Origin of the sequence: Methanobrevibacter sp., from assembly GCF_045644645.1 — an archaeon.
Lineage (GTDB): Archaea > Methanobacteriota > Methanobacteria > Methanobacteriales > Methanobacteriaceae > Methanocatella.
The window spans coordinates 1-21,407 of record NZ_JAZRHE010000035.1 but is presented as its reverse complement, the minus strand read 5'-3'; the positions used below and the strand labels follow the sequence as shown (position 1 = coordinate 21,407).

Below are 21,407 nucleotides of genomic sequence, written 5' to 3'. Positions count from 1 at the left end.
ATCTGATTTTTTAGTATTGGTATATAAATATAATTAAACATATATAGTTACTGTTAGTTTCTAAGTTTTAAAATTGAGGTGACAAATTTGAAAGATAGAGTAGTTATATCCCCTACAACTCGTCAAGAAGGCCATGCCGAATTAGTCATGGAAGTTGATGATGAAGGGATTGTTACAAAAGGGATGTATTTTAGTATAACTCCTGTTAGGGGTTTAGAAAAGATGGTTCTTAACAAAGCTCCTGAAACCGCTCCTGTTTTATGTCAAAGAATCTGTGGAGTATGTCCGATTCCACACACTTTAGCATCTGCAGAAGCTATGGATATGGCTTTAGGCATCGAAATTCCTAAAGCAGGAAAATTGTTAAGAAAAGCTGTCGCAGCAGCACACGGTATTAACAGTGCAGCAATTCACCACTTTTTAGTTGCACCTGACGTTGTCCCTGAGGACAAATTCGTAGATGCAGTTAACAGTGTAAGTGAAGTGAGAAAAACTGTTCAATACGTTGTAGATATGATTGCTGGTGAAGGTATTCACCCATCCGATATTAGAGTTGGAGGAATGGCAAGAAACATTACACCATTCACCAAAGAAAGATTAATGGAAAGAATGACCGCTTTCAAACCAAAACTCGAAGCACACGTTGAATTCATTAAAAACTGTGTTGTTGAAGCTGGTTTACCTGAAGATTTAGGTGTTGTTAACCAACCGTTAATGGCAGTCGATGCAACTTACGGTTCCAACGATTTCGACATGGACAAATTCTCAGAAGTTTTACCTGAAGCATGGTACGATGACCCTGAAATAGGTAAAAGAGGATGTTCAGTAATTCCATTATGGGAAGGTACTAATGTTGAAACTGGTCCAAGAGCAAGAATGGAAAAATTCGCTGGATTTAAAGGTAAAGGCGTAGTTGCTCAACACGCTGCTCGTGCTGATGAAATGTTGAAAAACTACGATGCATGTATTGAAGCATTAGATGCAATCGATCCTGCAGCACCTGCAAATGTATCTTACGATAAAAGAGGAACTGGAGAACTTGGATTTGGTGTCATAGAAGGTCCTAGAGGAACTGATGTACACATGGCAAAAGTTGTTGAAGGTAAAACACAATTCTACTCAGCAATTGTACCAACAACTTGGAACATTCCAACCATGGGTCCTGCAACTGAAGGATTCCACCATGATTTCGGTCCACATGTAATCAGAGCTTACGATCCATGTTTATCCTGTGCTACTCACGTAATGGTAGTTGACGATGAAGATAAATCCATTCTCAAAAATGAAATGGTGAGAATCTAGGTATTGGGAGGATTTATTAATGCCTTATGATTCGGATATAATTGTTATTGGATGCGGGAATGTATTATTTAAAGATGATGGATACGGTCCGATAGTCATTAATATCTTACAAAAAGTTTTTAATGACCAGAACGACTATTATGACCCAGCTGTTACTGGCTTTGTTGAAGATGAATTTGATAAGGAAATTTTAAAACAAATCGAGGAGAAAGTCGAAGGCATAACATTACCTGATAGTATTCAATTCGTTGATGGAGGAACTGCAGCACCAACCAACTTTTTCCCATTGTATGAGGATTACGATTGGAAAAAACTCATAGTGGTTGATGTTGTGGAATTCAATGACAAACCTGGAACTGTGGAAACTTTTGATCCGAGCGTTATGCAACACGGGAAATACGACAATCCTCATGGCATGACTGTGGAGGATCCTCTTCGTGAAATTTCTCAAAAATGTGAAGTGGTAATTGTTGGATGCAAACCTGCTGAAATTCCTACTCCGGACATAGATATGGGTTTAACAGAACCTGTAGAAAAGGCTATTCCTAAAACTATAGATCTTATTTTAAAAGAAATCGGGGTAAAATAATGTTTGATAAATTGAAAAAAGCTTTTGGCGGTTCATCCGAACCTGAAGCACCAAAAGTAGAGGAAAAAGTTGAAGCTGCTGCTCCTGTTGAAACTAAAGCACCAGAAGAACCTAAAGCTGCTTCATCAAAACCACGTATTGGTTACATACACTTAAGTGGTTGTACTGGAGACGCAATGTCTTTAACTGAAAACTATGACATTTTATCTACTGTACTTACTGACATGATTGATATTGTTTACGGACAAACTTTAGTAGATAAATGGATTCATGGTACTTACGCTGAAGAAATGCCGGAAATGGACTTATGTTTAATTGAAGGTTCCGTATGTTTACAAGATGAACACAGTGTACACGAACTTTTAGAAGCAAGAAAAAAATCTGGTTTAATTGCTGCATTCGGTTCTTGTGCTGTAACTGGTTGTTTCACCACTTTCGCTCGTGGAGGTCAACAAGCACAACCTAAACACGAATCCTTCTTACCAATTAGTTCATTAATTAAAGTAGACTTAGCACTTCCTGGTTGTCCTGTAGCTCCTGAAATGATTGCAAAAGCTGTTGTCGCATTATGTGAAGGCGACTTAGACTACTTACAACCTGCTATGGACAGGGCTGCATGTGACAAAGGATGTGGATGTGACGTATTAACCAACATTATCCGCCAAGGATTATGTACTGGTTGTGGAACCTGTGCTCTTGCTTGTCCAACTAGAGCAATGGGCTTTTCTGAAGGTAGACCTAGCTGTGATAGGGACAGATGTATTAAATGTGGATCTTGCTATTTAATGTGTCCAAGATCATGGTTGCCTGTCAACAGAATTAAAAAGGAAACAGGACTTTAGGAGGAATGAATATGGTATTAGGTACTTATAAAGAAGCACTCTCTGCAAGATCTACTGAACAAAAAATTCTAGATGTATCACAAGACGGAGGAATTGTTTCAGCATTACTCTGTTACGCACTCGATGAAGGAATCATTGAAGGTGCAGTAGTGGCTGGAACTCCTGATGATGATTGGAGACCTATTCCTACTGTTGTAACTTCCGCTGATGAAGTTATCGCTGCAGCAGGAACAAAATACTCAATGTCCCCTACCTTGTCCGCATTAAAAACAGCAACACGTCAATACGGAATTGAAAAACTTGGTGTTGTAGCAACTCCATGTCAAACCCAAGGTTTAAGAAAAGCACAAGCTTACCCATTCACTAGATTTGTCGCTGACAAAATCAAATTGATTGTCGGTATCTACTGTATGGAAAACTTCCCAATGGCTTCTCTTGACACCTTTGCTACTGCAAAGTTAGGATTTGACAGCTTACAAGATGCTACCAAAATGGACATTGGAAAAGGAAAATTCTGGTTAACCAAAGACGGTGAAGAGTCTGGTTTAGCTATTAAGGAAACACACGGATACGAACAATCCGGATGTAACATCTGTATGGATTATGTTGCAGAATGGTCTGATGTATCAACCGGTTCTGTAGGATCACCTGACGGCTGGTCCACTGTATTAACCAGAACCGATGCTGGTGCAGACGTATTCAAAGGTGCTGTCGACGCTGGTTTAATTGAAACAAAACCAATGGACGATGTAAAACCTGGTCTTCCTTTACTTGAAAAATTAGCTAAAGGTAAAAAAGACAAAAACGGCAAAGTACGTGAAGAAAGAGTGAAAATGGGATTAAATATTCCTGCGGAATACTAATTCCCTTTCTTTTTCTTTTTTTCTTTTTTTTTAAAAATAGAATTGAAGAGAATAGTCTCTTCTAAATAGTTGTAACAATACAACCTTCTTTTTCAACAACGACTGTATGTTCCTTTTGACTTACAAAACAGTCCTTTTTTTCTCTAAGTGGGGCGTAAGGATAGATTGCCATTGCCTCTGACAATTGTTTTAAAGCAATGTTTCCACGTCTTTCGCCGAACTCATCGGTTATCCACCTTCCTGAAAACGGTACGTATTGGTGATTAGCCTGGATATATTTCAGCACCTTTTGGGTACTTTTCATTCTGAAGGGCTTGTTTGCCATATATGCGAAGATATAATGGCCCGGCGCATCATTAACAATGCCTTCACCATTTGTTGCAAAGGGTTCAATTGCAACAGCCTGTCCTTCGTCCAGTTTATAGTTATCATGATTGTCATAATTCGGTATGGAAATACCTGCATGCAGGTTGTTTTGCTCTAAACTGTGTCCGGTCAAGTTAAATATTGGATTTAAATTGTATTCACCAATCGCTTCGTGAACTGCAGCACCAATTTTTGATACTTCAACACCCGCCCTTACGGTTGCAATTGCCGCTTCAAGGCCTGCTGCTGAGGCTTCGATAATTTCCTCATGCAGATTGATTTCATCTTGGGTGTAGTTTTCATCCATGTTGCCATCTGCAAGTATTGTAACTGCAGAGTCGGCTATGTATCCGTCAACCATTGCACCCAAGTCCAATTTTACCATATCGCCGGCTTTAAATTTAGTTTTGTCATTTGCTGGAGAGGTATAGTGGGCGGCAAATTCATTTATTGAAACATTACATGGAAATGCAATTTCAGCCCCTCTTTTTAAAATTTCACTTTCTACATATTCCACTAAATCTATAACTAAAGCTCCATCCTTAATCATTTTTGAAGCTTCACTGCGAATGTCTGAAACAATTTTTCCAGCTTGTATATAAGATTCCATCATAAGTATTTACCTTCCATGTCAATAATTAATTATATAATTGATGAAGTTAATATAATATTTTATAATTATTATAATGTATAAAATTAATTGGAGGTAATATCGTGGACAGTATTCCTACAATACCTGATCAAATGTTCTTGCTTATTGTTTTGATTATTGCAGCAATTGTAATTTTAATAATTGTATTCCAATGGAGAAAAGTTGCACAGTCAAAAAATTCAATCTTAATGCTTGAAAAGGAAATTGAACTTAAGAAAATGTCTATGGTTGAAAAAGATATTGAATCTAAAAGATTAATGGACAATCCTATTCCATTACCACAAGACAAACAAGACAGCTTATCTGCAATCAGGCAATCTACAACTGATGTAAGAAGTGAAGTTGGTTATTTGCACACTGAAATTAATGAAAGATTAGCCAGGCTTGAAGCTCAAACCGAGCAAAAGAAATTAGAAAAAATGCTCAAAGAGATTGAGGAAAAAGAAGCTAAACTTAAACAAATGGATAAATAGGGGATATTATGGAAGCTATTGAAGCTGTTGCTATAATAATATTAATCATTGCAATCCTAATTCTAATTTATTATTACCTATTGAATAGTCCTGAAACTGCTAAAAAGTTAAGGAATGTTGTTCCAAAAACTGCTGATGCACATTTGGATCAAGTATTAGGCAATAATTCTGATTATGATGATTTAACTAAAGAAGAAGCATCAATTGATGAAGAATCCGGTTCAATGAGCAAAAGAATCAAAGTAAAACTCAGCGACATTGACATGTCCAGCTTAAATACTGATGCTTTTTCCAACAAAATCGATGCATTCTTGGATGAAAAAAGTGACCAGCTAATTAAGGATTGGTCTTTAGCCACCACTAATGATTTAGATGAATTAGAATCTAAATTCAGTGAAACCGCTGGTCATGTAGATACTTTAGAAAAATCTTTCGATGAGTTTAAAAAATCATCCGAAGAGTTCCAGAAAGTCACTGAAGAAAAATTGGAAGATTTGGATAGCAGAATTGAATCTTTGGAAAATAAATAATTTTATTTTCTCAATTTTTTCAATTTTTATTGGAATTATAGAAAGGTTTATATATTATCTTTTAAATAATTAGTATATAGTATTATACTGTTTTTGTTCGTATAGCAGGGTGGGGTAGTCTGGTGATCCCGCGGGGCTCATAACCCCGAGATCCCTAGTTCAAATCTAGGCCCTGCTACTTTTAATTAATATTTTCATGGCAAGTTAAAGACAGCTGCTGGTTTTTTATTAAACTAAGGAAACTCCGCCCATCACACAGACTATGGCGTTGAAAAACGTATGCCGAGAGGCATGACTCTGGAGCAGAAACGACACGTCTTTTAATGAATGACAATGATACTTGATTGAGGACATTAAAAAGGATCGGTGAAACGGCCATTCCGTAGGATGCAAGAGCAAAGGTGCCGATGACAACCTGTTTGAGGCAAGGTAGCACGCTAAGATGAATGCTGTTAAACAGAAGGTGGGTTACTCTTAACAGGCCATGAATATTAATTATTTTTTCTTATTTTTGTATTTTTAAATCGGATAACTTTATATTTTAGTTTAAATAGATTTTAACATAATAATTTAATCTATGGGGCGAAATAATGTCAAGAATAAATATTGGAGCAAAACCATATATAATGCCAATGCCAGTATTAATTATTTCATCTTATGATGAAGGAGAAAAACCATGTGCAATGTTGGCAGTATGGGGTGGAATAAGTAATGAAAAAGAAATTTCAATTACTATAGCATCACAAAGAAATACTTTGAAAGGAATTCTTTTAAGAGATTCATTTGTGGTAAGCATGGCGGACGTTGAAAACGAAGTTGCCTGTGATTTTCTTGGAATAACTCCTGGGAAAAAAGTAAAGGACAAATTTGAAAAATCTGGATTTCATGCAACAAAATCTGAATTTGTCGATGCTCCCATTATAGATGAATTGCCTTTTGCAGTTGAGTGCAAAGTGAAAAGTTATGATGAGGCAAATTGGAGGTTAGTTGGGGAAATTGTTAATGTAAGTTTGGATGAAAGAATTCTTGGCGATGATGGTAAAGTATCTTTTGATAAATTCCATCCTCTTGCATTTGATTGGATGAACAAAATTTATTTGTCCATTGGAGATAAAGTTGGAAATGCTTATCGTGATGGTCGTCAATTGAAATAAATTTGAATTTCATTAATGGAAATTAAATATGGGATTTTCCTATTTTTATTAGGTAACCCACCATATTTTTGATAGATTACTCTTAATAATTTTAATAACTAATTATTTGGTAGAACAAGTCTTTTTTTCCAATAAAACTGTTAAAATTGATAGCAGTCTTTTTTTTGATAGGTAACCCACCGTATTTTTGGTAGATTACTCTTATAGGCCAATAATTATTTACTTATTTTTTATGCATCATGATGTGTAGTTTTTGGATGAATTTTCATTAGGAAAGAATTTTATATTCAAAAGCACATACTCAATATTATGTTGGAAACTTCAAATGATGAAGTAAGGGATTTGATAATCTCATTCATTGTGCTTTCTATTTGCTTTTCAATAGCAACTGCAGGTTTTAATGTCAAAGCATTCATTTCAAACTTGCCTATTGTCATGGTTGGCGTAGCGTTAGGATCACTCTTGCATGAGCTCGGACAAAGATACGTGGCAATGAAATACGGCTGCCATGCAGAATTTAAGCTATGGCCTTTGGGACTTGTGATTGCATTTGTCACATCATTTTTTGGAGTCGTATTCGCATCACCGGGCACAACCAAAATTTCTGAAGACAATCTCACAGATGATATATACGGCAAGATTTCAGTTGCCGGGCCGATGGCCAATATAGTGCTTGCATTGGTGTTTATAATAATTGCAGCTTTGATATATCCTTTGAAAGTCCATTCAGATATCTTCCATTTGTTGTATCTGATTTGTACTGTCGGATTTTCTGTTAATAGCTTTTTGGCTACATTTAACCTGTTTCCGATTTACAGTTTGGACGGAACCAAGGTCATGAAATGGAGCGTTGGAGTTTGGATTGTGACAATTGCCATTGCTGGAATCATGATGCTGATATCCATTTCAATAGGTCCTGAAAATATGGTTCAGTTGCTTATGGGCGTGTAGCGTTGCCAATTTTTTAGGCTGCTGTTATATTTATTTTTCATTGGATAATTTTGATTTCATTGGATTCACATATCGCTTATTCAAGTGTTTTTTTTCAAATTTTTATGGGATTCAAAATTATCTTTTTTTAAATGCTACAAAGTATAAATGTCATTTGTATTCATTATCTTGGCCGAAGCTTTGATTTATTTTCAGTTTAAATGCCTAATTGCTATTAGAGGCATTTCATTCGTTTTTGAATTTTAACATTAATTTTACATGTCAAAATATCCTGCCAACGAAACAGGTATAATAACTGTGATTCCTGAAGTTTATCCGGATGAAGAAAACAATACCTCTCCAATAAAACCAGTTAATGCTATAACTAAGGGAGTAATTCCAATGAATGAAAAAGCAACCGGTAACCCAATATTGGTGTTGTTAGTCGTACTTTTAAGTTTAGTTTTTGAAAGAAGAGGTAGAAAATAAACCGCTTCTCTCTTTTTCTTTATTTTCTAAAAAATCAGTAATTCAATATTTCCATATAATCCTCAATCAAATCAAACAGTTCTTCTTTTGTAGTGGTTTTGAATATTTTCGGCTTGATTTCCACGCTTCTGTACAGCCCTTTCAAATAATATGCTGCATGAAGTCTCATTTTTGAAATGGCCACCTTTTCAGGTTTTCGCTCAAAAAGCAGTTGGGTATGTTTCTTTATCATTTCCAACCTTTCCCCTTTTGTTACCTTTTGGGGATCTGTTTCGTCATCCAAATACTCAACGCATTGCTTGATCAGCCACGGATTTCCAAGCGTTGCCCTGCCGATCATTATCGCATCGCATCCTGTTTCATCAAGCATTCTTTTTGCATCAAAACAGGTCCTGATGTCTCCGTTCCCAATAACTGGTATTGAAACTTCATTTTTAACATCTCGAATGATTGACCAGTCCGCATCAACGCAGTAACTTTGCTCTCTGGTGCGGGGATGAACCGTAATGGCGGATGCTCCCGCATCTTCAATAAGCCTTGCCATTTCCAAAGCATTCACGCTGTCCCATCCGCTTCTGATTTTGACTGTAACAGGCACCGGAACGGTATCCACCACTTCACACACTATCTCATATGCCTTGTCGGGATCCTTTAGAAGCGCACTTCCTGCCTGGCCCTTTATAGCTACCTTTCGAACAGGGCATCCTATATTGATGTCTATCATGTCCGGATTCATATGCTCATGAATGTAGAGGGAAGCCCTTGTCATGGTTTTGGGACTTGCTCCAAAAAGCTGCTGGGAAATTGGCCTTTCATAGTCTGTCATCTGAAGCATGTCCTGGGTTCTGGTGTTGTCATAAATTATGCCTCTGTCGGACACCATTTCCGTTGAAATAAGTCCGCAACCCATTTCTTTAGCGATGGTTCTGAATGGTGAATCACATATTCCAGCCATGGGCGCCAGGACAACCTGATTATCTATTCTAACATTGCCGATTTTCCATTTCATTATAGGAATATTTATTTTTAAAATATATAATAAATTCGAAAAAAAGAAAAAAAATTTTTGGACTATTTGCCGAATAGTCCACTTAAAACGCCTTTCGTATCTTTAGTGTTGTTTATGGCATCTGATACTTTAACTTCATAATTGTTAATGTCACCTTGAACGTTTTGGGTTTGTTCAATACTGTTTGCAAGATTTTCAATGTCGCTGTTGGTTATATTGACATTGTTGATTACAGTATAATTGTAAATGATGTTTACAATGGTTTGGTGATCTGTAACATTTTCTTTTTTAACTGTCTCCTTTACATCGTCTACCAATTTGGAAAGGTTGTCCGCTGAAACATTTGAGTTTTCAACGATTTCCGCTTGGGTGTAAATCTCTTTGTTGGCCGCTTGCTTTACGGTTTCCGGGATTTCCACTTTTGTTGCCTCTTCATAGCAGTTCATTATTCCGGCAAGAGCAGATTCTCCAGTAGCACTGACCGGGCTTGTTACATAAACATGTCCGCTTTTAATTCCGGATGATTTTAATGCGGATATGTACATGTCTCCTGTTATTGTGGTGATTTTTGATTTATCCACACTAACTTCAAGTTTATCGTTGTCATTCAAATCAACAAGTGCTGATGAAAATATTTGATTTGAACTGTAAGTTTTTCCAGTGATTGTGCTTGAAATCTTATTAACATCATTGGCTGTGATTATTTTTTCAGCCACATTTTTCAAATCCAAGTTACTTTGGCTTTTGAAAAACGCATCAACGTTTGCTTTATAGTCTGAATTTGCATGTGTGGTCTCACCATAGGTTATAACAACTGAATTTGCTTCACCTGAAAAACCTGCTGGTATAACCATACCTACTAGGATTATGGACAAAACAACTATACCAATAGTAATCTTTCGCATATTATCACCTCTATATAATAGCACACTTTATTTATTTTATGTAGTATTTAAAGTTATCCTTTATGATGTGGGGTGTTTGCCGAAGGGTGGTTTTTTGTGGGTTAAGCAAATCGTACATCCAACTTTAATTGGAATATGGAAGATACGCTTTCATGGAATATATAATCTATTTTTAATTGTTTTTTTAATTAAAAACTAAAAATTCAATCTTTTTAGCTAATTTTAGATGTAAGTAAGCACTTACATTCGAAAATATTTATATATGGGCTTTTTAATAGATATATATCAACAGAATTAAATCAGTTTCTTAAATGTGTGAAAATGAGAGGAATAATATTCGTATAATGCTGTATCGGTCGCATTGATAGCGTGAGCTTTCTTTCTGCAGCCTCTGTGTTGAATATTAATAAATTTTGATTAATTTTAGTAAGGTTTATATGTTTTCAATTCAAATTTAAACTTATAATAAATAGTTATTGTCGTATTTATTATAGCCACTTGAAGGGAGGTGAAAATACGAGAAAGTTAGATAATAAGTTGTTGTTGGTATTGATCTGTTCAATATTAATCATGTTTTCTTTAAGTACGGTATTTGCTGAGAACAATGAGACGATATCTAATGTCACAGCGGATAATAGTGATTTAATATCGACTCAGGAAGTACAATCATTAGATATTTTAAGTTCTCAGGATAATTCGACAGTTTCTGAGATTCAAGCTCAAGAATCAGTCTTAAAAGCAGGCAATAATGTAATCAAGGTCAATGTTATTCATCACTATGATGAATATGCCCAGACATGGGATGAAGATGGCTTTCCTTTAGCTGGTGCTATAATTAAGCTATATGATTCGGACAATAATCTGATTTCAACTTATGAAACCGATGATGATGGAAATGTTGAAATCACCGATTTGGAATCTAAAAAGTACTATGTTGAAGCATCTTATGATACGTTTGAGCCTCAAAGGTCTCAAGTTTTGGATTTCACCAGAAGATCCGGAACTCTTGAAGGGTCTTTCGATTTCATTCCAGACATATTGCTGTTGGTTGACTACGGTTCCCATAGTGAAAAACTTGATGTTTTAATGAACTTGTCCAAAAGGATTGCTTTCATAAGTACAATGAATTGGGATGGTTCAAGGGAATGGTTAGCAGATTATGCCAAATTTATTCACATAGACATGTTTGCCGAAGGGTCATATTATACTTTCACAGCGGATAAGCTGAAGTCAATACTTCAATATTCTCCAGCCAATATGAACTATAATGTTGCATATACTTTTGGAGTATATAATGAAGGTATCTTAAAATCCACTGGAATGCATATTGTCGGTGCTACTCCTGAAAACAATACGTATCATACTATAGAAAACACCTATGTTGGTTCTTATTTCCAGGCTGAAGATATTGATGCAAGTGATGTATTATACACTAATATGGTCAATTATTTAAAGTATGTTTATTATTTAATTGACCCTAGCAAATATGAAGATCCAACTGTCAATGACTCCAATGCTCCATTGATGGGTCCGGAATGTGGTTTTTACCATCCTGATTTAGGTATTTTTACCATCTACCCTAATGGAACATTAATTAGCCAATGGATTCATGACAATCCGGGTTATGACTGTGATGGAATTGGTAGTTTAAACTGGATGGTTCAGGATTATCCTAAATGGTTTAGTGAAATTTTAGACCCTACAACTTTGTTCAAACAGTTTGAAGATGAATACATTTCCAAATTCAATCCCGATAAGAAATTCATAGCTATTGCAACTTACTATTGTGGCGGAGACACTGTTGATGCTTTAATCAGAGGTTATGAAAAGTATGGAAGGCCTGCATTCAATGTCTTCAAGTTTTCAACCGACCCTTCAATGTCTTCTATATTGAGGAGGGTTATGGATGTCTCTAAAGTTGGAATATCATCCATTACTTCATTATATAGTTGGTCTCTAAGTTATGCTAATGGTACTGCTGAACCTGATTTATCTGAGATGGATTTGGAAGTTCTTAAAGGTGTTAATGAAATTTCAAAATATAGCCATGAAAGTGAGTTGGGCCCTCAAATTGAGTGGACTTATGCAGTAACCTATCCGAGTTTTGAAGGTGTCTTCGCTCCGGTTATCCTATCTTATCTTGATGATAACAATACAGAGCAGGTAATCCAATCTGGTGTCGATAAGATGGTCAAGTTAAGCTGCGGATGGGCTGACTTGAAGGACTTGAACAATTCCGATAAGACAATAGCAATAGTTCTTTATAACTATCCTCCGGGAAAGGCAGAAATCGGCGCATCCTATTTGGATGTGATTCAAAGTACTTACGATTTGCTTCTCAAGTTATATGAAAATGGTTATACCGTTTGCAACATAAGTGAATTGATGAACATCACTGAATTTACAAAACTGCTGTTCAATCATGGTAACAAAGGATCTTGGGCAGGCGGTTTGCTTACAGAGTATGTCCAAAATAATAAGGAGGAATTAATAAAGCATCATCAATTGATTTCAATGGATGATTTTGTTTATTTGACTTCCGACCTTAATGAGGACTTGTATATGGCGATGGTTAACCAGTGGGGTTCCGGTTTAGGTAAATCCATGGTTTACACTGAAGACAATCAACAGTACCTTGTAATTCCTGGTGTATGGTTCGGCAATATTTTCATTACATTCCAGCCAAGTAGGGGATGGGAAGAGGCAGACATTACTGAAGTCATTAATAATTACCACGATTTGACATTGCCTCCTCATCAACAGTATATTGCGTTTTATGAATGGATGGATAAGGTCACAAAGGCCAATGCTATTATCAACATGGGTACTCATGGAACTTTAGAGTGGTTGCCTGGTAAGAATATTGGTGTTGAGGCCGGTGACGGGTCATTCGAATTGACTTTGACTCCGACAATATATCCTTATATTGTATCCAACCCTGGTGAGGCTATGGTTGCAAGGGACAGAATCGCAGCGATGCTTCTTACACATATGACTCCCGCAATTGTTTCTTCTGGATTATATGGTAATTATTCAGTATTAAATAATTACATTACATATTATAAGGATCAAATCAAACTTAATGTAACTTCCAATGCTGATGTATATAAGGAAAAAATCATTGATTTGGCTCCTTCATTAGGTTTTAGAAACTACACAACCAATGAATCATTCTCTGATTGGCTTGATGGGTTGCACCTTTATCTGGAAAGTATGGAAGACGATTTGATGACCTATGGTTTACATACTTTAGGTAAAATCTTAACAGGTGAAGAACTCACTGAAGAGGTTATCACTATTACAACTTCTCAAACAAGAATCTATAATCATATCATGGAATTTTTATACCCTGAACTAACTGGTAAAAATTACTATGAGGACGTTCAAAACAGTTTAGACCATTTGGAAGAACGTGCGGCGATTAAGGAATTTTTAAGAGAATACATAGGTAATTTGGTAAACGGTTCCTCTCCAGATGAACTGGCCGAAATGTATGGAATTGAAATCAACAGTGCTTTATATAACTCAACAGTTTATGCAGCTCAGGTAATCGTTAACATTCAAAACAACAATGAATGGAATGCCATTCTCACTGCATTGGAAGGGGGTTATGTAAAAGCTGGTTTATTTGCAGACCCTGCATATGGTGATTCAATACCAACAGGTTATGATGGATATGCATCTGACCCTACTAGAATGCCATCTGAAGCAGCATATGAATCTTCCGTTAAAATTGTAGACTTGTTGCTTGCTAATTATATGGAAGAACATGGCAAATGGCCTGAATTAACCTCATTGATTTTATGGGGTACTGAAATATCAAGGACTGAAGGTATTGGTATTGCCGAATTCCTGTATTTATTGGGTTGTAAACCTGTATGGGCTGAAAACGGTAGGGTTACTGGTGTTGAAAGAATTCCTTTAGACGATTTAACTGTAACATTGAATAATGGAACTGTTGTTAATAGGCCGAGGATTGACGTGCTTGCAAGTTTAGTTACAAGTAATAAGGACTGGATTAACTGGATGTTAACAGGTGTGGAATTGGCCGCATCTGCTGATGGCGAAACAGAAGAGAACAATTTTGTCAAAAAGCATTATGCCGAAAATCCAACTCTTGATAGATTATTTGGTCTTCCGGGCAATGTTTTGGAAGGAACTGGTATGAGTACTCTTATTCCGAATACTGTTGATTGGGATATTGAAACAGTTAACGAAAAGGCTATGTCAATTTATCTTGAAAGTGTATCATTTGCATGGCGTCTTGATGAAAATGGAAACATTGAAATTAGTAAAGAAAAAGACACATTCATGTATCTGTTGAATAAGACAGAATTGATTACACAAAACCTTGACAGTACTTGGAGAGTATTGGATTCCGATGATTACTACGATTGGTTTGGCGGTTTATATAATGCAGCTTCATTGTTAAGGGAAAAATCTGGTCAGGAAAGACCTGATACTTCTTTTGTTGATATAAGGGATAAAAACAGATATCTTGCTAAATCATATGAAGAGGAATTGGAATTTGAAATAAGGACAACCTTATTAAATCCAAAATATCTTGAAGCGCTTACAGGAAATGGGGCTGGAATGAACTGGATAGCAACCAGATATCAAAACATGTTTGGTACATTGACAGTTGCCAACAACAAGCTCGAAAAACAATTAGGTAATCAATTGACAGATTCCTTATTAGGCATGGCTAAAGGCATTGGTGATGAAACTACTTCAGTTGGTTTACAGTCATCTCTTGCACATATGTTCTATTTGGGAGATCAAGGTACATGGAATGCGGATCTTCAAAAACTTCAACAAATTGCTGATGAGTACATGAATCAGGTTATTCAGTATGGTGTTGCATGTTGTCACCACACCTGTAAGAACTTGGATTTCAACATGAAAATCATTCAGGCAAGTTCATTGACTCCAGCTCAAAAACAGCAATTTGCAGAAATCTTAGCTCAGGCAACTAACACTGATCCGTTATATCAGATGGATCCAAATGCAATTGATGATAATTCTAATAGTGAAAATAATGGGGAAAACACTCCAGGTAATGATAGTACTTCAGAATTAATTGATGGAAATCAAACTAATGCCCATGAATTGGTAAATGGAACAACCGCACAGGAATCTGATTTGTCTGGTGGTCGAACATCAGCGGGACTTGATGCATCCGCTCCTAGTGATGCAAAAACAGCTTCCGAATCTCAAAGTTCCGATGCTTCTTCTTCATCACCATCAAGTGCAGGTAAATCCGGTGCTAAGGCATATGAATTATCTCAAAAGTCAGCATCCAAATCAATGAGCTCTGCTGAATCAAGCATGCCAATATTTGTAATTATTGCTATAATAGTATTGATTGCGATATTCTTAGTTGGATACCTCAGAAATCAAAAAGATGATTATGATGATTATTAATTTAATCATCAACTTTTTTTTTATTTTAACAAATTTTTAGAAATTTTTAAATATACTTTATTGATAAATTTAATAATATATTAGATAATTATTAAAGTTTAGTTAACTTTAATATGTTTGAATTTAATGTGAGGTATATTTATGATTAAAAAAATTAATATTTTTTTAGTTTTATTATTGCTTTTACTGTCAATCGGCGTTGTGAGTGCTGCTGACGATGTAAATGGCACACTTATGAGTAATGATAATGCTGTATCAGATGTTGCCACATCCGATACGAATGAAATTCTCTCTGTTGATGTAGTTCAGGAGGAGCTATTGACTTCAAATACGCACATCGTTAATAGTTCTACTTATTCTAACTATTTTAGTTCAAAGGGTCAATTGATTTCATCTTCTATAAATGATGGGGATACTTTACAAATTGACGGTGAGTTTAACAGGAAGGATTTTACATTCAATAAACCTGTAAACGTTGTAGGTACAAACAATAATAAGATAAGAAATGGTGTATTTAATTTTGTTGAAGGTGCTTCTGGAAGTACAGTTTCCAATTTAAACATTGAAAATAATGTGGATTATTATTATGGCATATTTTTAGATGGTACAAGTAACTGTACTGTACAAGGATGTTTTATAAATAACACCGGTCAGTCTTCTTATGGAATTTGTGTGGCGAATAATGCAACATATAATAATGTAATAAATAACGTGATAGTTACATATGGGCAAACTTATGGTCATGGTACCCGATCCACACCGGCCATGCTTCTGTGTAATGCTTATTATAATTACATAGCTAATAACAATATTACCTGTGATGATGCAAATGCAATTTATCTGTCCAGCTATGGCGGGGGTCCGCTTGAGGGTGGTGAATCTGATTTCAATATAATTCACAATAACATAATAAAATATAATGTTTTGCCAACTTCCTGGGCCTATGGTATTCAGGTAATGGGTAGGAATAATACAATTTCTTCAAATACAGTTATTGGAGGATATAGGGGTATTTCCACATCTAATTCAGGAAATATAATTGTTGACAATTGGATTATCAATTCTACTGGTGCAGACTTTAATAATCCTGGTGTTCCATCCGGTGCTGAATTAGGTATTGTTGGTTCATCTAATTCCACTATTAGAAATAATCATATTGTTAATGCAAGAATTATGTCAACCGGTACTGGAATTTCTGCATTGGATAACTCTGTTGTTGAAAACAACTATGTTGAAATAATTAATGATGAAATTAATGGTAAAGTGTATTCTGGAAAAGGTATTACTCCAAGGGGAAGTAATGTTTTAGTTAAAAACAACACTATAATTACAACATCAGGTTCAGGAGTATTGTATCAAGGAACAGGGTCTAACATAAAAGTGTTAGATAATAATATTTCATCAGATTCCGGTATTGGTGTTTTAATTCAAAAAGAGAATAATAAAGTCTTACCTAAAAATATCACTATTGTAGGAAACACTATTGCAACACATAACAAATACGCAATTGATGCCGCCGAAGCTGATGCAAATTCCACTAATGTTATCGGCCCTAATTATATTGCTAAAGGCAATGGTGAGGTAAGGACTCCTGAAGGAACATATGACCCATCAAAACCTACTTATACTTTTAATGGAACAGTGCATAATATCAATCCTGCCAATATTGGAGATTATATCAACGACAATGGAGGTTTGAGCTCCGATATTAAAGATGGGGATATTTTAAATTTTACCGGTGAATTTTACAATAGGGTCATATATATCAATTCAGCCATTAAAATAACCGGTGATAACCCTGTATTTTATAACACCACATTCAGAGTGAAATGTAATGGGGTTTGGATTGAAAATTTAGTAATTAGGAATGCTAAGGCTGAAAGAGTAAATGCATGGGGTGTCCTTGTTTATAGGGTATCCGGAGCTACTGTAGCTAACTGTGACATTTATGTGGATGATCCGAATGCTGCATATGCGGTTTATGTTGTTGAATCAAATGATGTTGATATTATAAATAACACACTTTCATCATCAGGTAATCGTTTAACCTATACATTATTGGCTTATGAAACTCAAGACTGTAGGTTCATTAACAATACTATCAATACATTGGGTACAGGTGAAGTTCACAAATTTGAATCTGAACATTGTATTGATGGTGATACTAACTGTTTAGACGGTGATACTAATTGTTTGGATGGTGATACTAACTGTTTAGACGGTGATACTAATTGTATTGATGGTAGCAGTATCGGCGATGGAAATCATATGTTGAGCGAAGTTTATAGGACTTATGGTATTTTAATGGCTTATTCAAGCGGCACTAATGTTACTGGAAATAAGGTAAATATTACAACCAAATTAAATAAGACATATTCCACATATAATTCAACCAATTCAATTGTCGGTATAGATTCATATTACAATACTCATAACAACATATTTTCTGACAATGAGGTTTATATAAAAGCTTATGATAATTATATCTATGGTATGGGTGTTTTAGGTTATTATACAGGACATGATGCTCCGGAAGGCCAAGGTGCATCAAATAATCAGTTTATTAATAATTACATTGTTATTGAGGGTACTTACTGTGTTGAAGGAATTATCATTGGAGATGAAAGTGAAGATACTATCATTGATAATAATATCATTAATTTAAAATCTAATAATGTGGCTTACGGTATTACTTTGGAAATGTCTCAAAAATCCACTATTCTAAACAATTATATTGAATTAAATTCCGATGCAATTTATGGTATTGAGGCATATGCGTCCAATAGTAATACTATGGACAATAATAATTTTGTGTTAAATGCAAAACAGGTATATGGAATTCTGTTTTTAAATTCTAACAATAATTCCGTAACCAACAATGAAATTTTAGCAAATGGTACTGGTGAGAATATCACCTTTAACAATTTTGATTCATTGGCTGCTGGAAATACTGGTATTTACCTCAAATCAATTTCAACAAACAACGAAATTAAATATAACAGTATTACTTCCGCAAAAGGTTATGCAATACTTGTTGATAAGAAATCTGTTAATAATGTAATTACCGACAATTATTTGGACTCTGAAAAAGGTATTGGAAACGGTGCTGTCAACAACACCCGAAAAAATGTGGTTGAAGACAATTACATATACACATTCAAAAATGGAAAATTGGATTCTGTTTCAAATATTAAGTATTTAGAAAATGCCAATTTGAATTTAAAAAATATTGGTGATGACACACGTGTTAGATTTTACATTACTAATCTAAGGGGTCAAATTATCTGTGAAGTCGGATCCATCACATCTTCAAATGGAGTAGCTACTTTGAATTATAAGCTTGATGAGTCTTTAACTCCTACAAGTTATAGAATTAAGGCTATAGCAAGCAAAGAGAATTATCAGACAAAAGAATTTTCTGCTCTTTTAACTGTTGTTAAGGGTAATCCTAATGTGGTATTGAATAATGTTTCAGCGAAAATATTGACTACTGGAGCATTTGTCGCTACAGTCAGCGATTCTTCTGGCAATCCTCTTTCCGGATACACTGTTAAATTTTATAGATATGATCCAAATAATGCTAAAGATGTTTATATGGGAGAGGCTGTTGCTAATGAGGGTGTTGCCAGACTTGTAGCAGAAATTCCTTCTCTTTCAGGCAATGAATTTAACATTTCCGCCAAAGTCGAAAAAAATAGTAATTTCAATGAAGCTACCGGCAAAGCCACTTTGATTATTAATAATAAAGATAATCTTAATGTTGTTTTGGATGATGTATATACTGATCCTAACACCAATGTTACTTTGACAGCAACTGTGAAAGATGATTCTAACAATGCTGTTTCAGGCATTAATGTTAAGTTTTATATTCGCCAGAATAATGAAGATGTTCAAATTGGTCAGGCTAACACCAAGAGTAATGGTGTTGCTAGTTTGAAATATGCTGTTCCTTCTGCATTTGATGGAGGATATTTCATAACTGCAAAAGTCTATGACACTGCCAATTATAATTCTGCAGTTGATCAGGCTATTTTGAAAAGCAATAAAGGCAGTCTCGATGTTATTTTGAATAATGTTTCTGCTTATGTATCTGGTGAAACTGCTTTCACTGCCACTGTTAAAGACAGTGAAAACCATCTGGTTTCAGGTTTGAATGTTGAATTTTACATAATTCAGAATGGGGAAAATATTTTAATTGGCGAGGCCACTACTGGTATGGATGGTGTTGCCAAATTAGATAATACAATCAGTTCCACACCTGGAGTGTATGTAATTTCTGCTGTTGTTGTTGAAAATGATAACTATTATTCTGCAGATGACCAAGCTTCTTTGAATGTTGAAAAATGCAATGTTGATATTGCTTTAAATGATATTTCAGTGGTTTATAATAATGATGATGAGTTAGTTGCCACTTTAACTAATGATGGCAATGATGAAGTTATTGGCGGCGCTAATGTCATGATTTCTATTGGAGGTAGTGAGTATACTGTGGAAACTAATTCTAATGGCCAGGCTATACTTTCCACTAATGGATTAGTTCCGGGCAGTTATGTTGCTACTGTCTCTTATATGGGAGATTATAATTTTAATCCTGCCAATGCTACTGCTAATGTAGTTGTAACTAAAATGCCTACTGTTTTAACAGCTAATGATATTGTTGTGGGTTATAATTCTAGTTCCCTATTATATGCGTATTTAAAAGATGCAAATGACAATCCTATTGTTGGTGTTAAGGTTAAAGTGGTTTTAGGCGATATCACTAAAAATATCAATACTGATAGTGACGGTAGAATTGCCGTTTCCACTAAAACTTTGGATATGGGTAATTATACGGCTGTAATAACATATGGTGGTAATAATGTTTACGTTAAATCAAATACTACTGCAAACGTTGTTGTAACTAAAATGCCTACTGTTTTAACTGCAAAAGATGTGGTTGCCGTTTATAATACCAGTTCCAGATTGTATGTTGCATTGAAAGATGTGGATGGCAATCCTATTGCTGGCATTAAAGTCAATGTGGTTTTAGGAAACATTAATAAATCTATTAAAACTGATGCTAATGGTAAAATTTCCGTGTCTACTTTACCGTTAAGTCCAGGAAATTATACAGCATTCATTTCATGCGACGGTAATGAGGTATATGGTTCTTCAAGCACTACCGCAAACGTGCTTGTAAAAGGACTTCCAACAGTCTTGGTTGCCAATGACATGGTTGCAGAGTATAATACCTCTTCAAAATTATATGTCACCTTAAAAGATAGCAATGGTAACCCAATTTCTGGTGCCAGGGTCAATCTGGTTTTAGGCACAACCAACAAGACTGTTAAAACCGATGCCAAAGGAAGAATTTCAGCATCTACCAAAAATCTAGAATCCGGCAACTACACAGCAATAGCCACATACGCCGGTGACGATATGTATGATTCTTCAAGCACCACAGCCAACGTATTTGTAAAATACAACACAATACTAACAGCTAATGACGTCAACGCTATTTATAACGTAAGTTCTAGATTATATGCCACCTTAAAAGATAGCAATGGTAACCCAATTTCTGGTGCCAGGGTCAATCTGGTTTTAGGCAACATAAAAAAGACAGTTAAGACAGATGCTAAAGGAAGAATCTCAGCATCCACTATATCTTTAGATTTAGGCAACTACATTGCAGTAATCACATTTGCAGGAAATGAAATATACTCACCTTCAAGTACAACAGCCAATGTGGTTGTAAGTAAGGAATCTTCTATCTTATCTGCCAATAACCTCGTTGCAATTTACAACACCAGTTCCAGATTCTATGTTGCATTGAAGGATGTGAATGGTAATCCTATAGTCGGTGCTAAGGTTAATCTGGTTTTAGGTAGTATAAACAAGAC

Annotated in this window: 14 protein-coding genes, 1 tRNA gene and 1 other RNA gene; 13 read left to right on the top strand and 3 right to left on the bottom strand. The window is 35.4% G+C overall.

The window, feature by feature from the left end; genetic code table 11:
• Positions 1-87: 87 nt before the first annotated feature.
• From frhA to frhB, 4 genes are read left to right on the top strand one after another with little or no spacing between them, the layout of a single operon-like run.
• Positions 88-1,302, top strand: a complete 1,215-nt coding sequence (frhA, locus tag ACKI4K_RS02345) for a coenzyme F420 hydrogenase subunit alpha (protein ID WP_407421897.1) — start codon at positions 88-90, stop codon at positions 1,300-1,302.
• 19 nt (positions 1,303-1,321) lie between these two features.
• Positions 1,322-1,891 (top strand): coenzyme F420-reducing hydrogenase, FrhD protein, encoded by a 570-nt coding sequence (gene frhD / locus ACKI4K_RS02340; protein ID WP_407421895.1) that lies wholly within the window; start codon positions 1,322-1,324, stop codon positions 1,889-1,891.
• Positions 1,891-2,733: a coenzyme F420 hydrogenase subunit gamma gene (gene frhG / locus ACKI4K_RS02335; RefSeq protein WP_407421893.1), complete on the top strand. Its 843-nt coding sequence runs from the start codon at positions 1,891-1,893 to the stop codon at positions 2,731-2,733. The genes frhD and frhG overlap by 1 nt, the downstream gene beginning before the upstream one ends.
• 11 nt (positions 2,734-2,744) lie before the next feature.
• On the top strand, positions 2,745-3,596 hold the full coding sequence (frhB, locus tag ACKI4K_RS02330) for a coenzyme F420 hydrogenase subunit beta (RefSeq protein WP_407421891.1): 852 nt from the start codon (positions 2,745-2,747) through the stop codon (positions 3,594-3,596).
• Positions 3,597-3,657: 61 nt separating this feature from the next.
• Here the strand turns inward: frhB and map are convergent, their stop codons facing one another.
• Positions 3,658-4,575, bottom strand: coding sequence for a type II methionyl aminopeptidase (gene map, locus ACKI4K_RS02325; RefSeq protein ID WP_407421889.1), 918 nt, complete (start codon positions 4,573-4,575; stop codon positions 3,658-3,660).
• Positions 4,576-4,706: 131 nt separating this feature from the next.
• Here map and ACKI4K_RS02320 point away from each other — a divergent pair, with 131 nt between their 5' ends.
• From ACKI4K_RS02320 to ACKI4K_RS02290, 7 genes are all read left to right on the top strand, one after another.
• Positions 4,707-5,087, top strand: a complete 381-nt coding sequence (locus ACKI4K_RS02320; RefSeq protein WP_407421912.1) for a hypothetical protein — start codon at positions 4,707-4,709, stop codon at positions 5,085-5,087.
• 8 nt (positions 5,088-5,095) lie between these two features.
• The gene (locus ACKI4K_RS02315) at positions 5,096-5,617 is read left to right on the top strand and encodes a hypothetical protein (RefSeq protein WP_407421887.1); all 522 of its coding nucleotides are present in this window, start codon (positions 5,096-5,098) and stop codon (positions 5,615-5,617) included.
• Positions 5,618-5,720: 103 nt separating this feature from the next.
• Positions 5,721-5,795, top strand: a tRNA-Met gene (locus ACKI4K_RS02310).
• Positions 5,796-5,816: 21 nt separating this feature from the next.
• Positions 5,817-6,100: RNase P RNA component (gene rnpB / locus ACKI4K_RS02305), an RNA gene on the top strand.
• 107 nt (positions 6,101-6,207) lie between these two features.
• Positions 6,208-6,771 (top strand): flavin reductase family protein, encoded by a 564-nt coding sequence (locus tag ACKI4K_RS02300; RefSeq protein WP_407421885.1) that lies wholly within the window; start codon positions 6,208-6,210, stop codon positions 6,769-6,771.
• Positions 6,772-7,080: 309 nt separating this feature from the next.
• Complete coding sequence (locus ACKI4K_RS02295) at positions 7,081-7,722, top strand: site-2 protease family protein (RefSeq protein ID WP_407421883.1); 642 nt, start codon at positions 7,081-7,083, stop codon at positions 7,720-7,722.
• Between the two features lie 297 nt (positions 7,723-8,019).
• Positions 8,020-8,190 (top strand): hypothetical protein, encoded by a 171-nt coding sequence (locus ACKI4K_RS02290; protein ID WP_407421881.1) that lies wholly within the window; start codon positions 8,020-8,022, stop codon positions 8,188-8,190.
• Between the two features lie 34 nt (positions 8,191-8,224).
• On the opposite strand, the gene dusB is transcribed toward ACKI4K_RS02290, so the two are convergent.
• Both dusB and ACKI4K_RS02280 read right to left on the bottom strand, forming a co-directional pair.
• Positions 8,225-9,199: a tRNA dihydrouridine synthase DusB gene (gene dusB / locus ACKI4K_RS02285; RefSeq protein ID WP_407421879.1), complete on the bottom strand. Its 975-nt coding sequence runs from the start codon at positions 9,197-9,199 to the stop codon at positions 8,225-8,227.
• Positions 9,200-9,261: 62 nt separating this feature from the next.
• Positions 9,262-10,104, bottom strand: coding sequence for a DUF1002 domain-containing protein (locus ACKI4K_RS02280; RefSeq protein ID WP_407421877.1), 843 nt, complete (start codon positions 10,102-10,104; stop codon positions 9,262-9,264).
• Positions 10,105-10,674: 570 nt separating this feature from the next.
• Between ACKI4K_RS02280 and ACKI4K_RS02275 the strand changes: the two genes are divergently transcribed.
• Both ACKI4K_RS02275 and ACKI4K_RS02270 read left to right on the top strand, forming a co-directional pair.
• Positions 10,675-15,528 (top strand): cobaltochelatase subunit CobN, encoded by a 4,854-nt coding sequence (locus ACKI4K_RS02275; RefSeq protein WP_407421875.1) that lies wholly within the window; start codon positions 10,675-10,677, stop codon positions 15,526-15,528.
• Positions 15,529-15,669: 141 nt separating this feature from the next.
• A partial coding sequence (locus tag ACKI4K_RS02270) for an Ig-like domain-containing protein (RefSeq protein ID WP_407421873.1) occupies positions 15,670-21,407 on the top strand: 5,738 nt, incomplete at its 3' end.

Excerpts from the sequence above, each read along its gene's own strand:
- frhD (WP_407421895.1), top strand. The coding sequence starts at position 1,322 with ATGCCTTATGATTCGGATATAATTGTTATTGGATGCGGGAATGTATTA.
- frhG (WP_407421893.1), top strand. The coding sequence starts at position 1,891 with ATGTTTGATAAATTGAAAAAAGCTTTTGGCGGTTCATCCGAACCTGAA.
- frhB (WP_407421891.1), top strand. The coding sequence starts at position 2,745 with ATGGTATTAGGTACTTATAAAGAAGCACTCTCTGCAAGATCTACTGAA.
- map (WP_407421889.1), bottom strand. The coding sequence starts at position 4,575 with ATGATGGAATCTTATATACAAGCTGGAAAAATTGTTTCAGACATTCGC.
- ACKI4K_RS02320 (WP_407421912.1), top strand. The coding sequence starts at position 4,707 with ATGTTCTTGCTTATTGTTTTGATTATTGCAGCAATTGTAATTTTAATA.
- ACKI4K_RS02315 (WP_407421887.1), top strand. The coding sequence starts at position 5,096 with ATGGAAGCTATTGAAGCTGTTGCTATAATAATATTAATCATTGCAATC.
- ACKI4K_RS02300 (WP_407421885.1), top strand. The coding sequence starts at position 6,208 with ATGTCAAGAATAAATATTGGAGCAAAACCATATATAATGCCAATGCCA.
- ACKI4K_RS02295 (WP_407421883.1), top strand. The coding sequence starts at position 7,081 with ATGTTGGAAACTTCAAATGATGAAGTAAGGGATTTGATAATCTCATTC.
- dusB (WP_407421879.1), bottom strand. The coding sequence starts at position 9,199 with ATGAAATGGAAAATCGGCAATGTTAGAATAGATAATCAGGTTGTCCTG.
- ACKI4K_RS02280 (WP_407421877.1), bottom strand. The coding sequence starts at position 10,104 with ATGCGAAAGATTACTATTGGTATAGTTGTTTTGTCCATAATCCTAGTA.
- ACKI4K_RS02275 (WP_407421875.1), top strand. The coding sequence starts at position 10,675 with ATGTTTTCTTTAAGTACGGTATTTGCTGAGAACAATGAGACGATATCT.